We start from the raw sequence: 15895 nt of genomic DNA, 5'->3' as shown, positions 1-15895 counted from the left end.
CGAACGTCATCATCAGGTGCAAGCAATTCCAGTTTGTTTTTTTAATGCCCCGCCGCGCAGAACAACGCGAACGCAGGCAAGGGCAAAATGAGAGGCTTATATGTGTGCAAAGAAAGTGACCGTGTTAGTGGTGGGCGCAGGCGCGCGCGGCGAAATCTATTCTCGCTACGCGCTTGAGCATCCGGACCGCATGCAGGTGGTCGGCGTGGCGGAACCCAGAGAGGCGTATCGCCAACAGTTTGTCGCTCAGCATCAAATTGAGCAGGAAAACATCTTTCGCGACTGGAAAGAGGCGGCGGCCCGCCCACGAATGGCAGATGTCGTACTGATTTGTACTCAGGATACGATGCACAAAGAGCCTGCCGTCGCGTTTGCCGACCTCGGCTATCATATTTTGCTGGAAAAACCGATCGCTCCCACGCCGGAAGAGTGCCGCACCATCATCGCTGCGGTGAAGCGCAACAACGTCTTATTGGGTGTCGCCCACGTTCTGCGCTACACCCGCTATACGCAAAAACTCAAGTCCCTGCTCGACAGCGGGGTGATTGGCGATATCGTCAGCATGCAGCATCTTGAGCCGGTGGGTTACTGGCACCAGGCGCACTCTTTCGTTCGCGGCAACTGGCGTAACGAAGCGGAATCGTCGTTTATGCTGTTACAGAAATCCTGCCACGATATGGACTGGATCCGCTACATCATGGGCGATCGCTGTCAGGATGTGACCTCATTTGGCAACCTGAGTCATTTCGTAAAGGAGAACCAGCCGGAGGGTGCCGCCGACCGCTGCCTGGATTGCCAGGTTGAGGCGAGCTGCCCCTGGTCAGCCTGCAAAATTTATCTCGGCGAGGATCACAAATGCACGCCACATTTCCGTCGCGTGCTGACGGCGGATCCCACCGAGGAAAATGTCCGTCAGGCGCTGCGCGAAGGTCCGTATGGCCGCTGCGTTTATCGCTGTGATAACGACGTAGTGGATCATCAGGTGGTCAACTTGCGTTTCGCGCATCAGCAAACCGTGACGTTCACCATGACCGCCTTTACCCGTATGGAAGATCGAAAGACGCGTCTTTTCGGTACGAAAGGCTATCTCGAGGGCGATGGCGAGCAGATCCGGGTGTTTGATTTTCTGACGGACAGCGAGACGCTCTACACGATCGACGAGATCGCCGCAGGCACGCAGACCCAAATGGGAGGCCACGGCGGCGGGGATTACTATCTGATGGATCGCTTTATTCACGCCGTGATGGCGGGCGATCAAAGTATGATTCTCTCCGGCCCGGATGAATCGCTGGAAAGTCACTTAATGGTCTTTGCCGCAGAGCGCGCTCGCAAGGAAAACTGTCTGGTTACACTGTGAAATTCGAGGAGATGTGGCATGTTTTACGGTGTTGATATTGGCGGCACAAAAACTGAAATTGTCGCCTTTGATAAGGAAATGCAGGTTTGCTGGCGCAAGCGCGTAGCCACGCCGGTTCAGGATTACGAACTCTTTCTCTCGACCTTTACCTCGCTCATCGATACCGCCGGCTGGGCTACGGGAATGCAGGGCAAAATCGGCATTGGCATGCCTGGATTGATGGACAGACATACCGGAAAGCTGCTGTCGTCGAACGTCCCCTGTCTGACCGGACGGCAGGTGATGGACGATCTGGCGCACCGACTCAACCGCTCGGTGGCCCTGGACAATGACTGCTGCTGCTTCGCGCTGTCGGAGGCGCATACCCAGCAGGCCCGTCAGTTCTCGCGAATCTTTGGCGCCATTATTGGCACCGGCATGGGCGGAGGACTGGTGATCGACGGGCAGCTCTATCGTGGGCGCAACCGGATGGCCAGCGAGTTTGGGCATTTACCGCTGCCCGCCACCTTTATGCGCCGTTATAACCTGCCGGAGATCACGTGCGGCTGCGGCTTACAGGGCTGTCTGGAGCGCTACCAGTCCGGCCCCGGTTTACTCTGGCTGCATAAGCACTTTAGCGGGGAACAGCTCAAAATGGAGACGCTGCTGGGAAATTACCGTCATGGCAACGCCAGCGCCGTCGCCACGGTTGAGGCGTGGATTGATATGCTGGGCTGTACGCTGGCGCAGTTGCAGCTCATTCTGGATGTCGACGCCTTTGTTCTGGGCGGCGGCGTCTCTAACATTGAGGAAATTTACACCTTACTGCCCGGCGCCATGTCGCGCTATCTCTTCCCGGGGCTCGCCCCCGCGAATGTCTTCCCGGCCGTGCATGGCGCATCCAGCGGCGTACGCGGTGCCGCCCTGCTGCTGGTCGAACAGGATGCACTGATGCACTAAGCGATCGCCGGCAAAACACGCTTTTGCCGGCGTTCTCTCTTATTCATCCACGATAACGACATCCACCCCCATCTGGCTGAGCGCCTGATGATAATGCTCCGGAATACCACTGTCGGTAATCACCCGGTCAATACCGCTGATTTCACTGATCATGCAAAAACTTTTGCGGCCGAACTTGCTGGAATCCGCGACGACCGTAACCTCCTGCGCTACCTGACACATCACCTGGTTAAGGTGCGCTTCCCCTGGATGCGGCGTGGTGATCCCGTCTTCCAGACAAAATCCATCAACGCCCAAAAAGAGCTTATCAAACCGATACTGTCTGAGCTGATGTTCCGCTGAAGGACCATACAGCGAGTAAACGCTTTGCCTGACATTTCCCCCTAATATCATGACATCCACCCGTTCAAAATTGGCGAGTTCCCAGGCAATGTTCAGCGCATTGGTCATCACCACCAGATCGCGACGACTTTTAAGCAACGGAGGAATAAGCGTGGTGGTCGAGCCAGAATCGAGAATCAACGTGTCGCCATCTTTCACAAAACTGGCCGCTTTTTCGGCAATCCGCGATTTCACATCGCGGTTCAGCCGGTCTTTGTCCTGTAAGGGGCGATCGAGGGCAAAGTGTTGATTTAATACGGCGCCGCCATAAGAACGCATGACGCAGCCTTTCTGCTCGAGATAACGTAAGTCATTGCGGATAGTGACGCTTGAGACGCCGAAATGCACGCTCAGGGGTTCGACACGAACACTACCTTGATCGCATAACAGATCGATGATTTGCTCGCGACGTCTTAAGTTATCCAGCATTGCTTTTGCTCCATTGCATATTGTTATGTTTTAGCGATTTATCGCTTTCGTTTTCTTTTTAATATATTAAATCAGAAGACTTAAGGCGAATTTGTGAACGCGTCCGCAGCGCGGATTTTGGCAAAAAAGCCTGTTTTTCTTTCGTTTTATCTAAACCGAAAATGAAAAATGCGAAACATCGAAAAGCGTGCAGGACAGGTGAGCGGGAGAAGGAGACGAAAAATCAGTGAAAAAACGAAAGCGGGTTCGGCAAAAACCCGCTGACATTTTTCTTTTTGCTTAATTGAAGGACATCACATTTTTGTGATTTTCACGACGCCGCCTGGACGATAATGACCTCAACGCCACTGCGATGAAACTCCTTCAGGCTCTCTTCCGGGATGCCTTCATCGACGATGATGGTGTGAATACGTTGGGTATCAATAATTTTATGCAGGCTCGAGCGGTTAAATTTACTGGAGTCAGTGACCACGATAATCCGTTCCGCCACTTCACACATCCGGCGATTTAGCCGGGCTTCGTCTTCGTTATGAGTACTGACGCCTCGCTCTAAATCAATGGCGTCGACGCCCAGAAACAGCATATCGAAGTGATAATTCTGCAACGACTGCTCGGCCTGGTCGCCATAAAATGACTGCGACTGACGACGCAGATGACCACCGGTCATCAACAATTCCACGCCGTCTGCTTCCAGTAAGGCATTGGCGACGTTCATCCCGTTGGTCATTGCAATCACATCGCTATGCTGACGCATCAGGCGCGCAATCTCATAGGTCGTGGTACCGGAGTCCAGGATCACGCGGTGACCCGGTTTGATCAACTCCACGGCCGCTTTGGCGATACTGCGTTTCACCGCCGTGTTCAGTGAGCTTTTATCTTCGACGGAAGGCTCCGCACCTGGCGTATTACTGTCGCAAATCAATGCGCCGCCATAGGCGCGAACGGCGATCCCCTGCTTTTCCAGGAACGCCAGATCGTTGCGGATCGTCACCGTGGAAACGCCAAACAATCCCGAAAGATCGTTCACCTGTACGCTTCCTTGCTGCCGCAACCGCTGGATAATTTGCTCACGCCTTTCGCTGGTGCCTGACACCCGCTTGTCTCCAGAAGCATCGGTATTGCTCATAAGAAATCCTTTGGCTAATTCTTTCGTTTCATTTCGTTTCGCCTATTAACGCCTTTCTTTTATCGGAATGCAAGCCGAAAAAAGTCGACCTGAAGGGCAAAAAACCCCGCTGAATGCTTTCATTATGTTTCTTTTGTGAAACAGATCGGAAAACTATTATCTTTCGTTTTATTTTTATAAGACCATGATGCAGTATCAAGTGAAACAAAACGAAAGATTGTATGTCGCAGTTATCTGACCTGGAGAGGAAAGTGAAACATCTGACTGATATGGTGGAACAGCATAAACGAGGTAAGACAAACGGAATTTACGCCGTTTGTTCCGCGCATCCGTTGGTGCTGGAATCCGCAATACGTTACGCACAGGCAAATCACTCGCCGCTGCTGATTGAAGCAACCTCAAATCAGGTTGACCAGTTTGGCGGTTACACGGGCATGACCCCAGCCGATTTTCGCCATTTTGTCTGCCAATTGGCCGACTCACTTAATTTCCCTCAGGAGCAACTGATTCTGGGGGGCGACCACCTCGGCCCTAATCGTTGGCAAAACCTGGCCGCAGAACCGGCAATGACCAATGCCGACGAACTGATCAGAAGCTATGTCGCCGCCGGATTCAAAAAAATCCACCTTGATTGCAGCATGTCCTGCCAGGGCGATCCCGTGCCATTGACCGATGCCATCGTCGCGGAACGTGCCGCGCGCCTGGCGAAGATTGCCGAAGAGACCTGCATTGCTCATTTTGGCGAGTCTGATCTGGTTTATGTGATTGGCACTGAAGTGCCGGTACCGGGCGGAGCCCATGAGACGCTCACCGAACTGGCTGTCACCACGCCTGAGGCCGCACGAGCGACACTGGAAGCCCATCGTCACGCCTTTGAAAAGCAGGGACTCAATGCCATCTGGCCCCGTATCATCGCGCTGGTGGTACAACCCGGCGTTGAGTTCGACCATACCCACATCATTGATTATCAACCACAAAAAGCCGTCGCGTTAAGCAAGATGGTGGAAGCGTATGACACGCTGGTTTTTGAGGCGCACTCCACGGACTACCAGACGCCGCAGTCGCTGCGCCAGTTAGTGAAAGATCACTTTGCCATCCTGAAAGTCGGCCCGGCCCTGACCTTCGCCCTGCGCGAAGCGCTGTTCTCGCTGGCCGCCATTGAAGAAGAGTTACTCCCGGCAAAAGCCTGTTCCGACCTGCGTCATGTCCTTGAGAGCGTCATGCTCGATCGTCCGGAATACTGGCAGAGCCACTACCACGGCGATGGCAATACCCGCCGTCTGGCGCGGGGCTACAGCTATTCCGATCGTGTTCGTTACTACTGGCCAGACAGCCAGATTGATGAGGCGTTTGAACGACTGGTGCGCAATCTGGCGGATGAGCCGATTCCCCTGCCGCTCATTAGCCAGTATTTACCTTTGCAGTACGTGAAAGTGCGCGAGGGAGATCTCAATGCCACACCGCGAGAACTCATCATCAACCATATTCAGGACATACTGCAGCAGTACCATGCCGCCTGCCAGGGCGTAACGTCCCAAAACGGATAACAAAAAAGAGGAACACGCTATGCCAAATATTGTACTCAGCCGTATCGACGAAAGACTCATTCATGGTCAGGTCGGGGTGCAGTGGGTCGGATTTGCGGGGGCAAATCTGGTCCTGGTCGCCAACGATGAGGTGGCAGAAGACACTGTGCAACAGAACCTGATGGAGATGGTGCTGGCAGAAGGGATCGCCGTGCGCTTCTGGTCGCTGCAAAAAGTGATCGACAACATTCACCGCGCCGCCGACCGGCAGAAGATTTTGCTGGTCTGTAAATCCCCCACCGATTTCCTCAAACTGGTCGAAGGTGGGGTGCCTGTTACACGCATCAACGTCGGCAATATGCACTACGCCAATGGCAAACAACAGATTGCCAAAACGGTCTCTGTCGACTCGACCGATATTGCGGCGTTTAACGGCCTGAAAGCCGCCGGGGTGGAATGCTTTGTTCAGGGCGTTCCGACAGAACCTGCGCAGGATCTCTTTAAACTCATCTGAGGCCTTCACCATGGAAATTAGTCTGTTACAGGCTTTTGCATTAGGTATCCTCGCCTTTATTGCCGGCCTGGATATGTTCAACGGATTAACACACATGCACCGCCCGGTGGTGCTTGGGCCGCTGGTCGGCCTGATTCTGGGCGATCTGCATACCGGTATTTTAACCGGCGGTACGCTGGAACTGGTGTGGATGGGACTCGCACCGCTGGCAGGCGCGCAACCGCCAAACGTCATTATCGGCACTATCGTGGGTACGACGTTCGCCATTACAACTGGGGTGAAACCGGATGTCGCCGTGGGCGTCGCCGTGCCGTTTGCCGTGGCGGTGCAGATGGGGATTACGTTCCTGTTCTCCGTGATGTCCGGGGTGATGTCCCGCTGCGATCGCATGGCGGCGAATGCCGACACCGCCGGTATTGAACGGGTCAACTATCTGGCGTTACTGGCACTGGGGATTTTCTATTTTCTGTGTGCGTTTCTGCCGATTTACTTCGGTGCAGAGCACGCGAAAACGGCCATTGATGTTCTGCCGGAACGGCTGATTGACGGTCTCGGCGTCGCAGGCGGCATCATGCCAGCCATCGGCTTTGCCGTACTGCTGAAAATCATGATGAAAAACGTCTATATCCCTTACTTTATCATCGGCTTCGTGGGAGCCGCCTGGCTCAAACTGCCGGTACTGGCGATCGCCGCTGCGGCACTGGCCATGGCGCTGATCGACCTGCTGCGTAAATCTCCAGAACCGACGCAATCTGCGGCCCAGAAAGAGGAATTCGAAGATGGCATCTAATCAACAAACGCTTCCGACTGTTTCCGACAGCGACGAAACGCTACTTTCCGGCGTAAACGAAAACATCTATGAAGATCAGAGTATTGGCGCAGAGCTGACCAAAAAAGATATCAACCGGGTGGCCTGGCGTTCCATGCTGTTGCAGGCGTCGTTTAACTACGAACGTATGCAGGCTTCCGGGTGGCTGTACGGGCTGCTGCCTGCGCTGAAAAAGATCCACACCAATAAACGCGATCTGGCGCGCGCCATGAAAGGCCACATGGGTTTCTTCAATACCCACCCCTTCCTGGTGACGTTTGTCATTGGCATCATTCTGGCGATGGAGCGCTCAAAACAGGACGTTAACAGCATTCAGAGCACCAAAATTGCCGTTGGCGCACCGCTCGGTGGGATTGGCGATGCGATGTTCTGGCTGACGCTGTTGCCTATTTGCGGCGGCATTGGGGCCAGTCTGGCCTTGCAGGGCTCCATCCTCGGCGCAGTGGTCTTTATTGTGTTATTTAACGTGGTGCATCTGGGTCTGCGTTTTGGCCTGGCGCACTATGCTTATCGTATGGGGGTCGCCGCCATTCCGCTCATCAAGGCCAATACGAAGAAAGTGGGCCACGCGGCGTCTATCGTCGGGATGACGGTCATTGGCGCACTCGTGGCGACCTATGTGCGTCTGAATACCACGCTCGAAATCAAGGCGGGTGATGCGGTCGTTAAGCTCCAGGCAGACGTTATCGACAAACTGATGCCCGCTTTTTTACCGCTGGTCTATACCCTGACGATGTTCTGGTTAGTCCGTCGCGGCTGGAGTCCGCTGCGCCTCATCGGTATCACCGTGGTACTGGGCGTCGTCGGCAAGTTCTGTCACTTCCTGTAAAGCAAAGAGGTCTTCGATGTTAGGTATTATTTTGACGGGGCACGGTGGGTTTGCCAGCGGTATGGAAAAAGCGATGAAACAGATCCTCGGCGAGCAGTCGCAGTTTATCGCCATCGACTTTCCGGAAACCTCCACCACTGCGCTGCTCACCTCGCAGCTTGAGCAGGCGATTGAACAACTGGACGGCGAGGAAGATATCGTTTTCCTGACCGACCTGCTTGGCGGCACGCCGTTTCGCGTCGCCTCTACGCTGGCGATGCTGAAACCAGGCCGGGAAGTGATCACTGGCACCAACCTGCAATTGCTGCTGGAGATGGTGCTGGATCGCGAAGGACTCAGCAGCGAAGCATTTCGTGTGCAGGCGCTGGAGTGCGGGCATCGCGGCCTGACCAGCCTGGTCGATGAGCTGGGGCGTTGTCGCGAGGAGCACCCCATCGAGGAAGGAATATGACGCAGGTTTTGCGTGCCAGACGCCTGCTCACCGAGCAGGGCTGGCTGGACGATCATCAGTTGCGCGTTGAAGAAGGCATCATCACGGCCATCGAGCCGATTGCTCCGGGTATCACCGTGCGCGACGCCGAGCTACTGTGTCCCGCCTATATCGACACCCACGTCCACGGTGGCGCGGGGGGCGATGTGATGGACGATGAACCGGACGCACTGGACAAGCTGGCGATGCACAAAGCGCGTGAAGGGGTTGCCAGTTGGCTCCCCACCACCGTCACCGCGCCGCTGAAGACGATTCACCGAGCGCTGGAGCGCATCGCTCAACGCTGTTATTCCGGCGGGCCTGGCGCCCAGGTGCTCGGAAGTTATCTGGAAGGGCCCTACTTCACGCCGCAGAATAAAGGTGCCCATCCCCCGGAGCTGTTTCGCGAGCTGGACCTCACGGAACTTGATGAGCTGGTCGCCATGTCACGACAGACCCTGCGGGTGGTGGCGCTGGCACCGGAAAAACCGGGCGCCTTGCAGGCGATTCACCATCTCAGGCAACAGGGTATACGGGTGATGCTGGGGCATAGCGCGGCAAGTTGGGCGCAAACCCAGGCCGCCTTTGACGCAGGCGCGAGCGGACTTGTGCACTGCTACAACGGTATGACCGGACTCCATCACCGTGAACCAGGAATGGTTGGCGCAGGACTCACCGATCCACGCGCGTGGCTGGAGCTCATCGCCGACGGGCACCACGTCCATCCGGCCGCCATGAAGCTCTGTTGCTGCTGTGCCAAAGAGAGGCTGGTGCTGATCACCGATGCGATGCAGGCCGCCGGTATGCCCGACGGAAACTACACGCTGTGCGGTGAAAAGGTCGACATGCACGGCGGAATCGTGCGAACCGCATCGGGTAGCCTGGCAGGCAGTACGTTGTCGGTAGATGCGGCAGTGCGCAATATGGTTGAACTGACAGGAATTGCCCCTGAGGAGGCGATCCATATGGCCTCGCTCCATCCAGCGCAACTGCTGGGGATCGACAGCCACTTAGGATCGTTAGCCGTGGGCAAACGTGCCAACATGATCGCTCTCAATGGCGGACTGCATTTACAACAGATCTGGATTCAGGGTCAGCGCCTCCCCCTTTGACCCTTTTTTTCTCCAGGGCCTTCGATCATGAATCGTAAGGCCTTTCTTTTCCTTTCGCTTAAGAAAACCCTCACCTCAGAACCTTCAGAGAGAATTATTACAGATCAATAAGATAAAAACGCTCTCCGTACAATCGATCACACTTTTCGTTTTATTTCATTTCGCATCATTGAACTTTCGATTTCTTTCCTATAGATTTTAATCAATCGATCATGTGAACAAGTGAAACGAAACGAAAGATAGCGACATTTTGCCAGCGTCTGATGTGGAATTCACAAGACTAAGGACTTACGATATGCCAGAAACCTATACCCCTGCAGCGGCAACCACCGGAACCTGGACTGAAGAAGAGATCCGCCAGCAGCCTGCCAGTTGGATCCGATCGCTGACGAACATTGACGCGATACGTACCACGATCGACAACTTTCTTGCGCCACTACTGCGTAATGACGATCTGCGGATCGTGCTGACCGGGGCAGGTACCTCGGCATTCATTGGCGAGATCATCTCTCCCTGGCTTGCCAGCCACACGGGGCAAAACATCAGCGCCGTTCCGACCACCGATCTGGTCACCAATCCGATGGATTATCTGAATCCGGCGCATCCGCTGCTGCTGGTCTCGTTTGCCCGTTCCGGCAATAGCCCGGAAAGCGTCGCCGCAGTGGAACTGGCAAACCAGTTCGTCCCTGAGTGCTATCACCTTTCGATCACCTGCAATGAAGCGGGCAGCCTGTACCAGAACGCGGTGGCAAGCGATAACGCTTTTGCTCTGCTGATGCCGGCAGAAACACACGATCGCGGTTTTGCGATGACCAGCAGTATTACCACCATGATGGCCAGTTGCCTGGCGGTGTTCGCACCGAAACTCATCAACAGCCAGACCTTCCGCGACGTCGCGGATCGCTGCCAGACGATCCTGTCCTCACTAGGTGATTTCAGCCACGGCGTGTTTGGCAATGAAAACTGGAAACGGATCGTCTACCTCGGCAGCGGCGGATTGCAGGGTGCCGCGCGTGAATCGGCCCTGAAAGTCCTGGAACTGACCGCCGGTAAGCTGGCGGCATTTTACGATTCTCCAACCGGTTTCCGTCATGGACCGAAATCACTGGTGGATAACGAAACGCTGATCGTGGTGTATATCTCCAGCCACCCTTACACCCGGCAGTACGATCTCGATCTGCTGGCAGAGCTGCGTCGCGATGATCAGGCCATGCGCGTTGTTGCCATTGCAGCCGAAAGCGATTCCATTATCGAAGCCGGCCCGCACATTTTGCTGCCGTCTGCGCGTCATTTCATCGATACCGAACTGGCGTTCTGCTACCTGATGTATGCCCAGGTCTTTGCGCTCACCCAGTCCATTGCAGTCGGTAATACGCCGGATACCCCTTCCCGCAGCGGTACGGTCAACCGCGTGGTGCAGGGCGTCGTTATTCACCCGTGGCAGGCTTAAGAGGATCCGATCATGAGTATCATTTCCACGAAGTATCTCTTGCAGGATGCCCAGGCAAAAGGCTACGCCGTTCCGGCCTTCAACATCCATAATGCCGAGACGATCCAGGCGATCCTCGAAGTGTGTAGCGAAATGCAATCACCGGTGATCCTCGCCGGTACGCCTGGCACCTTTAAACATATCGCGCTGGAAGAGCTTTACGCGCTGTGCACCGCCTACTCCACCACCTACGGCATGCCGCTGGCGCTGCATCTCGATCATCATGAATCGCTGGACGACATTCGCCATAAAGTGAACGCCGGAGTGCGCAGCGCCATGATCGACGGTAGCCATTTTCCGTTTGAAGAAAACGTGAAGCTGGTGAAATCGGTGGTGGATTTCTGCCACGCCCGCGATTGCAGCGTCGAAGCGGAGCTGGGGCGACTGGGTGGCGTCGAAGATGACATGAGCGTTGACGCAGAAAGCGCCTTTCTGACCGATCCGCAGGAGGCCAAACGCTTTGTTGAGCTGACCGGCGTCGACAGCCTTGCCGTCGCCATCGGTACCGCGCACGGCCTGTACACCAAAAAGCCGAAAATCGATTTCCAGCGTCTGGCTGAAATTCGTGAAGTGGTAGATATTCCGCTGGTGCTACATGGCGCGAGCGATGTGCCTGACGACTACGTGCGCCGCACGATAGAACTGGGCGTCTGTAAGGTTAACGTCGCCACTGAACTGAAAATTGCCTTTGCCGATGCCGTGAAAGCGTGGTTTGCCGACAACCCACAGGGCAACGATCCGCGCTACTACATGCGCGTCGGTATGGATGCAATGAAAGAAGTCGTGAGAAGTAAAATCAATGTCTGTGGATCGGCCAATAAACTTTTAGTCGACCACGAGTTATCGTAAGCGAGTCGGCTTTATCATCACTACACAAAAGCGCTATCTGATTAATATCAGGTAGCGCTTTCTGGCCAAATAGCGGAGGAGAATAACGAGATTACATCACGCTGAATTAATTAATGAATGCGATACGGTAAGAATAATATATTTCAACAAGTTCAGTCATTCAATTATTTTATGGTGAGGATTTAAATATGAGCAGTCCAAATATCCTGTTAACGCGTATTGATAACCGACTGGTGCATGGTCAGGTGGGTGTCACCTGGACATCAACGATCGGTGCCAATCTGCTGGTCGTCGTGGATGATGATGTCGCTCAGGATGAGATTCAGCAGAAATTAATGAGCATCACCGCAGAAACCTACGGTTTCGGTATCCGCTTCTTCTCTATAGAAAAAACTATCAATGTCATCGGTAAAGCAGCGCCGCATCAGAAGATCTTCCTGATTTGCCGCACCCCGCAAACAGTCAGAAAGCTGCTCGAAGGCGGTATCACGCTTAACGACGTGAACGTCGGCAATATGCACTTCTCAGAAGGCAAAAAGCAGATCAGCAGTAAAGTTTATGTCAATGAGCAGGACCTTAATGATCTGCAGTTCATTAAGAAACATGGCGTAAACATTTTTATTCAGGATGTCCCTGGCGATCAAAAAGAAGCGATCCCGGAGTAAATAACAAGCCAACGTTTTCATAGTAAAGGGACTTATTTATATGAGGTGTTTACAATGAATGAAATAACGCTTTTACAAGGGATATCCCTCGCGGCACTAGTCTTCTTTCTGGGAATCGATTTTTGGCTGGAAGCCTTGTTTTTATTCAGACCAATTATTGTCTGTACGCTCACTGGCGCCATTCTTGGCGACATTCATATTGGTTTGATCACCGGCGGTCTGACCGAACTGGCTTTTGCTGGTTTGACGCCCGCCGGCGGCGTACAACCGCCAAACCCCATCATGGCAGGATTGATGACCACGGTGATCGCCTGGTCTACCGGCGTGGATGCCAAAACCGCCATCGGCCTTGGCCTGCCGTTCAGTCTGCTGATGCAATATGTGATTCTGTTCTTCTATTCCGCTTTTTCCCTGTTTATGTCCAGAGCCGACAACTGCGCAAAAGAAGCCAACACCCGCGCATTTTCCCGTCTGAACTGGCTAACGACGCTGATTGTCGCCTGCTCTTACGCGATTATCGCGTTTCTGTGTACCTATCTGGCGCAGGGTGCCATGCAGGCGCTGGTGAAAGCCATGCCCGCCTGGCTTACTCATGGTTTTGAAGTCGCGGGCGGTATTCTGCCTGCCGTTGGTTTTGGTCTGCTGCTGCGCGTGATGTTCAAAGCACAGTACATTCCTTATCTGATCGCCGGCTTCCTTTTTGTCTGCTACATCCAGGTCAACAACCTTCTCCCGGTCGCTGTCCTCGGCGCGGGCTTCGCCGTGTACGAGTTTTTCAATGCCAAAGCTAAACAGCAGGCGCAACCCCAGCCTGCCGCCCATAAAAATGATGATGAAGAGGATTACAGCAATGGGATCTGAAATCAGTAAAAAAGACATTACTCGTCTTGGCTTCCGCTCTTCGCTTCTGCAGGCGAGCTTTAACTATGAAAGGATGCAGGCGGGCGGCTTTACCTGGGCGATGCTGCCGATTCTGAAAAAAATCTATAAAGATGATAAGCCGGGCCTGAGTGCGGCCATGAAAGATCATCTGGAATTTATCAATACCCACCCAAACCTCGTCGGTTTTCTGATGGGGCTGCTTATCTCCATGGAAGAGAAAGGAGAAAACCGCGACACCATTAAAGGCCTGAAAGTGGCGCTGTTTGGCCCTATTGCCGGGATTGGTGATGCCATTTTCTGGTTCACTTTGCTGCCGATCATGGCGGGGATCTGCTCCTCTTTCGCCAGCCAGGGCAATTTGCTGGGGCCGATTCTGTTCTTCGCCGTTTATCTGATGATCTTTTTCCTGCGCGTCGGCTGGACTCACGTCGGCTATTCGGTTGGGGTAAAAGCCATTGATAAGGTGAGGGAAAACTCGCAGATGATCGCCCGCTCGGCGACCATCCTCGGGATCACGGTGATTGGCGGTCTGATCGCGTCTTACGTCCATATTAATGTCGTGACCTCTTTTGCCATCGACAGCACGCACAATGTGGCACTACAAAAGGACTTCTTTGATAAGGTCTTCCCGAACATTTTACCCATGGGCTACACGCTGTTGATGTACTACCTGCTGCGGGTGAAAAAAGCACATCCGGTATTGCTAATCGGTGTCACCTTCGTGCTTTCTATCGTCTCTTCCGCACTCGGCATTTTGTAAACTGAACGGGGCGCGACAGTACGTGCGCCCCTCGTCAAAAGGATGACTGACCAATGCAATGCATACAGTACTGCGACCACTACGATGCGCTCAGCGATCGCGCCAGCGAACGATTGATTCAGGTTATACAGGACAAACCTGACGCGACGATTTGCCTGGCGACCGGTGCCACACCTGAACTGACCTATCGTTTCTTTGTCGAGAAAATACAAAAGAATCAAGTTGATATCCGAAACGTGACCTTCGTGAAGCTCGATGAATGGGTGGGGATTCCCTTACACACACCGGGTACCTGTGAATCGTTCCTGCAACAGCACATCGTGCAACCGCTTGGCCTGCGCCCGGAACAGTTGATCGGCTTTCAGTCGGAAAATATCGATGAGAAAGAGTGCGAACGCGTGACGGATTTGATTGCCCATCGGGGTGGCCTTGATTTATGCGTACTGGGTATCGGCAAAAATGGTCATCTGGGGCTGAACGAGCCGGGAACCGCGCTGGAGCCGTGTTGCCATATCAGCAGGCTTGATGACCAAACGCGCCATCATGACATGCTGAAAACGGCCGGTCGTCCGGTGACACACGGTATCACGCTGGGACTGAAGGAGATCCTCAATGCAAAAGAAATTTTGCTGCTGATTGCCGGGGATGGCAAGCAGGCCGCTGTCGAAAAATACCTGACCGCTACCGTGACGACGGCTGTTCCGGCCTCGTTTTTGTGGCTGCATGACAATACGACATGCTTACTGGATGGCTCGCGTTATTCTGATCGGTAGCCACTCATCTCAGCAGACACGCTACAACTTTGCAGCGTGTCTGCTGAATTTACTCCCCCTGCTGCTCCAGCGCGTACTTATACAGCGCGTTCTTCTTCACGCCGTGGATTTCTGCCGTCAGCGCTGCCGCTTTTTTTAGTGGCAGCTCGGCCTGTAAGAGTGCGAGAGTGCGCAAAGCATCGGCGGGCAGGTCATCTTCCTGCGCCTTGTGCCCCTCCACAATCAGCACCATCTCGCCTTTGCGCCGGTTCTCATCTTCTTTCACCCACGCCAGCAGTTCACCTACCGGTGCGCCGTGGATCGTCTCCCAGGTTTTGGTCAGCTCGCGCGCCAGCACCACATAACGGGATTCGCCCCAGACTGCGACCATATCTTCCAGACTGTCTAACAGGCGATGGGTGGATTCATAGAAAATCAGCGTACGCGGTTCGGTTTCAATAGCTTTCAGCGCGTCACGGCGTCCCTTTGATTTCGCTGGTAAAAAACCTTCATAGCAGAAGCGGTCGGACGGCAACCCCGCCGCGCTTAACGCGGCAATCGCCGCACAGGGACCCGGCAACGGCACCACACGGATGCCTTGCTCACGACAGGTACGCACCAGGTGATAACCCGGATCGTTGATCAGCGGCGTCCCGGCATCAGAAACCAGCGCGATGTTTTGCCCCTCTTTCAACTTCGCTACCAGCGTTTCTGCTTTTTGCTGTTCGTTATGATCGTGAAGGGCGAACAGTCGGGCATTAATCGCAAAATGCTGCAATAATAATCCGGTATGACGAGTATCTTCCGCGGCAATTAAATCAACGGCTTGTAACACTTCGAGCGCACGCTGGGTAATATCAGACAAATTCCCAATTGGAGTAGGTACAATAAAGAGTTGGCCGCGAGAATTCTCCGCCGATTCGTGTTGTGTCATTGTGTCGTCCGTATTGCCGATTTAATATTGAGCATTGCGTATAAAAAATATCA

General features: G+C 54.0%; 17 protein-coding genes. 14 read left to right on the top strand and 3 right to left on the bottom strand.

All coding sequences use genetic code 11. The features are described from left to right. Positions 1–100: 100 nt before the first annotated feature. Positions 101–1357 (top strand): Gfo/Idh/MocA family protein, encoded by a 1257-nt coding sequence (locus tag KI228_RS03070; protein WP_061070615.1) that lies wholly within the window; start codon positions 101–103, stop codon positions 1355–1357. An 18-nt stretch (positions 1358–1375) separates the two neighbouring features. After that, positions 1376–2296: an ROK family protein gene (locus tag KI228_RS03065; RefSeq protein WP_141227380.1), complete on the top strand. Its 921-nt coding sequence runs from the start codon at positions 1376–1378 to the stop codon at positions 2294–2296. A 39-nt stretch (positions 2297–2335) separates the two neighbouring features. Here the strand turns inward: KI228_RS03065 and agaR are convergent, their stop codons facing one another. Together agaR and KI228_RS03055 are read right to left on the bottom strand one after the other, a co-directional pair. Beyond that, complete coding sequence (gene agaR / locus KI228_RS03060; protein ID WP_061070616.1) at positions 2336–3106, bottom strand: transcriptional repressor AgaR; 771 nt, start codon at positions 3104–3106, stop codon at positions 2336–2338. Between the two features lie 310 nt (positions 3107–3416). Further along, positions 3417–4232, bottom strand: a complete 816-nt coding sequence (locus KI228_RS03055; RefSeq protein WP_042998254.1) for a DeoR family transcriptional regulator — start codon at positions 4230–4232, stop codon at positions 3417–3419. 221 nt (positions 4233–4453) lie between these two features. Here KI228_RS03055 and kbaZ point away from each other — a divergent pair, with 221 nt between their 5' ends. From kbaZ to KI228_RS02995, 12 genes are all read left to right on the top strand, one after another. After that, on the top strand, positions 4454–5779 hold the full coding sequence (gene kbaZ / locus KI228_RS03050) for a tagatose-bisphosphate aldolase subunit KbaZ (protein ID WP_044255870.1): 1326 nt from the start codon (positions 4454–4456) through the stop codon (positions 5777–5779). A gap of 19 nt (positions 5780–5798) precedes the next feature. Continuing rightward, positions 5799–6272: a PTS N-acetylgalactosamine transporter subunit IIB gene (agaV, locus tag KI228_RS03045; RefSeq protein ID WP_042998255.1), complete on the top strand. Its 474-nt coding sequence runs from the start codon at positions 5799–5801 to the stop codon at positions 6270–6272. 10 nt (positions 6273–6282) lie between these two features. After that, positions 6283–7062 (top strand): PTS N-acetylgalactosamine transporter subunit IIC, encoded by a 780-nt coding sequence (gene agaW, locus KI228_RS03040; protein ID WP_042998256.1) that lies wholly within the window; start codon positions 6283–6285, stop codon positions 7060–7062. Next, positions 7052–7930: a PTS N-acetylgalactosamine transporter subunit IID gene (gene agaE, locus KI228_RS03035; RefSeq protein ID WP_044267503.1), complete on the top strand. Its 879-nt coding sequence runs from the start codon at positions 7052–7054 to the stop codon at positions 7928–7930. Before agaW ends, agaE begins: the two co-directional genes overlap by 11 nt. Positions 7931–7946: 16 nt before the next feature. Next, positions 7947–8381 carry a PTS galactosamine/N-acetylgalactosamine transporter subunit IIA gene (gene agaF / locus KI228_RS03030; protein WP_042325173.1) on the top strand — a complete coding sequence of 145 codons (435 nt, stop codon included), beginning with the start codon at positions 7947–7949 and terminating at the stop codon, positions 8379–8381. Further along, positions 8378–9511, top strand: coding sequence for an N-acetylglucosamine-6-phosphate deacetylase (nagA, locus tag KI228_RS03025; protein ID WP_141227379.1), 1134 nt, complete (start codon positions 8378–8380; stop codon positions 9509–9511). Before agaF ends, nagA begins: the two co-directional genes overlap by 4 nt. 295 nt (positions 9512–9806) lie before the next feature. Continuing rightward, complete coding sequence (locus KI228_RS03020; protein ID WP_061070618.1) at positions 9807–10961, top strand: AgaS family sugar isomerase; 1155 nt, start codon at positions 9807–9809, stop codon at positions 10959–10961. Between the two features lie 12 nt (positions 10962–10973). Next, positions 10974–11849: a tagatose-bisphosphate aldolase subunit KbaY gene (gene kbaY, locus KI228_RS03015; RefSeq protein ID WP_061070619.1), complete on the top strand. Its 876-nt coding sequence runs from the start codon at positions 10974–10976 to the stop codon at positions 11847–11849. A gap of 188 nt (positions 11850–12037) precedes the next feature. After that, entirely contained in the window at positions 12038–12514 is a 477-nt protein-coding gene (gene agaB, locus KI228_RS03010; protein ID WP_042998261.1) for a PTS galactosamine transporter subunit IIB, read from the top strand. Positions 12515–12568: 54 nt separating this feature from the next. Beyond that, positions 12569–13375 (top strand): PTS galactosamine transporter subunit IIC, encoded by an 807-nt coding sequence (gene agaC, locus KI228_RS03005; RefSeq protein ID WP_042998262.1) that lies wholly within the window; start codon positions 12569–12571, stop codon positions 13373–13375. Continuing rightward, on the top strand, positions 13365–14156 hold the full coding sequence (gene agaD, locus KI228_RS03000; RefSeq protein ID WP_042998263.1) for a PTS galactosamine transporter subunit IID: 792 nt from the start codon (positions 13365–13367) through the stop codon (positions 14154–14156). The genes agaC and agaD overlap by 11 nt, the downstream gene beginning before the upstream one ends. A 53-nt stretch (positions 14157–14209) precedes the next feature. Beyond that, the gene (locus KI228_RS02995) at positions 14210–14929 is read left to right on the top strand and encodes a galactosamine-6-phosphate isomerase (protein WP_054176903.1); all 720 of its coding nucleotides are present in this window, start codon (positions 14210–14212) and stop codon (positions 14927–14929) included. A gap of 49 nt (positions 14930–14978) precedes the next feature. Here the strand turns inward: KI228_RS02995 and rsmI are convergent, their stop codons facing one another. Continuing rightward, the gene (gene rsmI / locus KI228_RS02990; protein ID WP_044263613.1) at positions 14979–15842 is read right to left on the bottom strand and encodes a 16S rRNA (cytidine(1402)-2'-O)-methyltransferase; all 864 of its coding nucleotides are present in this window, start codon (positions 15840–15842) and stop codon (positions 14979–14981) included. Positions 15843–15895 lie beyond the last annotated feature (53 nt).

Origin of the sequence: Citrobacter amalonaticus, from assembly GCF_018323885.1 — a bacterium.
Taxonomy (GTDB): Bacteria; Pseudomonadota; Gammaproteobacteria; order Enterobacterales; family Enterobacteriaceae; genus Citrobacter_A; species Citrobacter_A amalonaticus.
Note: the sequence above shows the minus strand (reverse complement) of the source record. Positions and strands in the feature narration are given on the sequence as shown.

What these genes read in the sequence shown, in the direction of transcription:
- nagA (WP_141227379.1), top strand. Translation starts at nt 8,378, where the DNA reads ATGACGCAGGTTTTGCGTGCCAGACGCCTGCTCACCGAGCAGGGCTGG.
- agaB (WP_042998261.1), top strand. Translation starts at nt 12,038, where the DNA reads ATGAGCAGTCCAAATATCCTGTTAACGCGTATTGATAACCGACTGGTG.
- KI228_RS02995 (WP_054176903.1), top strand. Translation starts at nt 14,210, where the DNA reads ATGCAATGCATACAGTACTGCGACCACTACGATGCGCTCAGCGATCGC.
- agaC (WP_042998262.1), top strand. Translation starts at nt 12,569, where the DNA reads ATGAATGAAATAACGCTTTTACAAGGGATATCCCTCGCGGCACTAGTC.
- agaF (WP_042325173.1), top strand. Translation starts at nt 7,947, where the DNA reads ATGTTAGGTATTATTTTGACGGGGCACGGTGGGTTTGCCAGCGGTATG.
- agaE (WP_044267503.1), top strand. Translation starts at nt 7,052, where the DNA reads ATGGCATCTAATCAACAAACGCTTCCGACTGTTTCCGACAGCGACGAA.
- agaW (WP_042998256.1), top strand. Translation starts at nt 6,283, where the DNA reads ATGGAAATTAGTCTGTTACAGGCTTTTGCATTAGGTATCCTCGCCTTT.
- agaV (WP_042998255.1), top strand. Translation starts at nt 5,799, where the DNA reads ATGCCAAATATTGTACTCAGCCGTATCGACGAAAGACTCATTCATGGT.
- KI228_RS03020 (WP_061070618.1), top strand. Translation starts at nt 9,807, where the DNA reads ATGCCAGAAACCTATACCCCTGCAGCGGCAACCACCGGAACCTGGACT.
- agaR (WP_061070616.1), bottom strand. Translation starts at nt 3,106, where the DNA reads ATGCTGGATAACTTAAGACGTCGCGAGCAAATCATCGATCTGTTATGC.
- KI228_RS03070 (WP_061070615.1), top strand. Translation starts at nt 101, where the DNA reads ATGTGTGCAAAGAAAGTGACCGTGTTAGTGGTGGGCGCAGGCGCGCGC.
- kbaY (WP_061070619.1), top strand. Translation starts at nt 10,974, where the DNA reads ATGAGTATCATTTCCACGAAGTATCTCTTGCAGGATGCCCAGGCAAAA.
- KI228_RS03055 (WP_042998254.1), bottom strand. Translation starts at nt 4,232, where the DNA reads ATGAGCAATACCGATGCTTCTGGAGACAAGCGGGTGTCAGGCACCAGC.
- rsmI (WP_044263613.1), bottom strand. Translation starts at nt 15,842, where the DNA reads ATGACACAACACGAATCGGCGGAGAATTCTCGCGGCCAACTCTTTATT.
- agaD (WP_042998263.1), top strand. Translation starts at nt 13,365, where the DNA reads ATGGGATCTGAAATCAGTAAAAAAGACATTACTCGTCTTGGCTTCCGC.
- KI228_RS03065 (WP_141227380.1), top strand. Translation starts at nt 1,376, where the DNA reads ATGTTTTACGGTGTTGATATTGGCGGCACAAAAACTGAAATTGTCGCC.
- kbaZ (WP_044255870.1), top strand. Translation starts at nt 4,454, where the DNA reads ATGTCGCAGTTATCTGACCTGGAGAGGAAAGTGAAACATCTGACTGAT.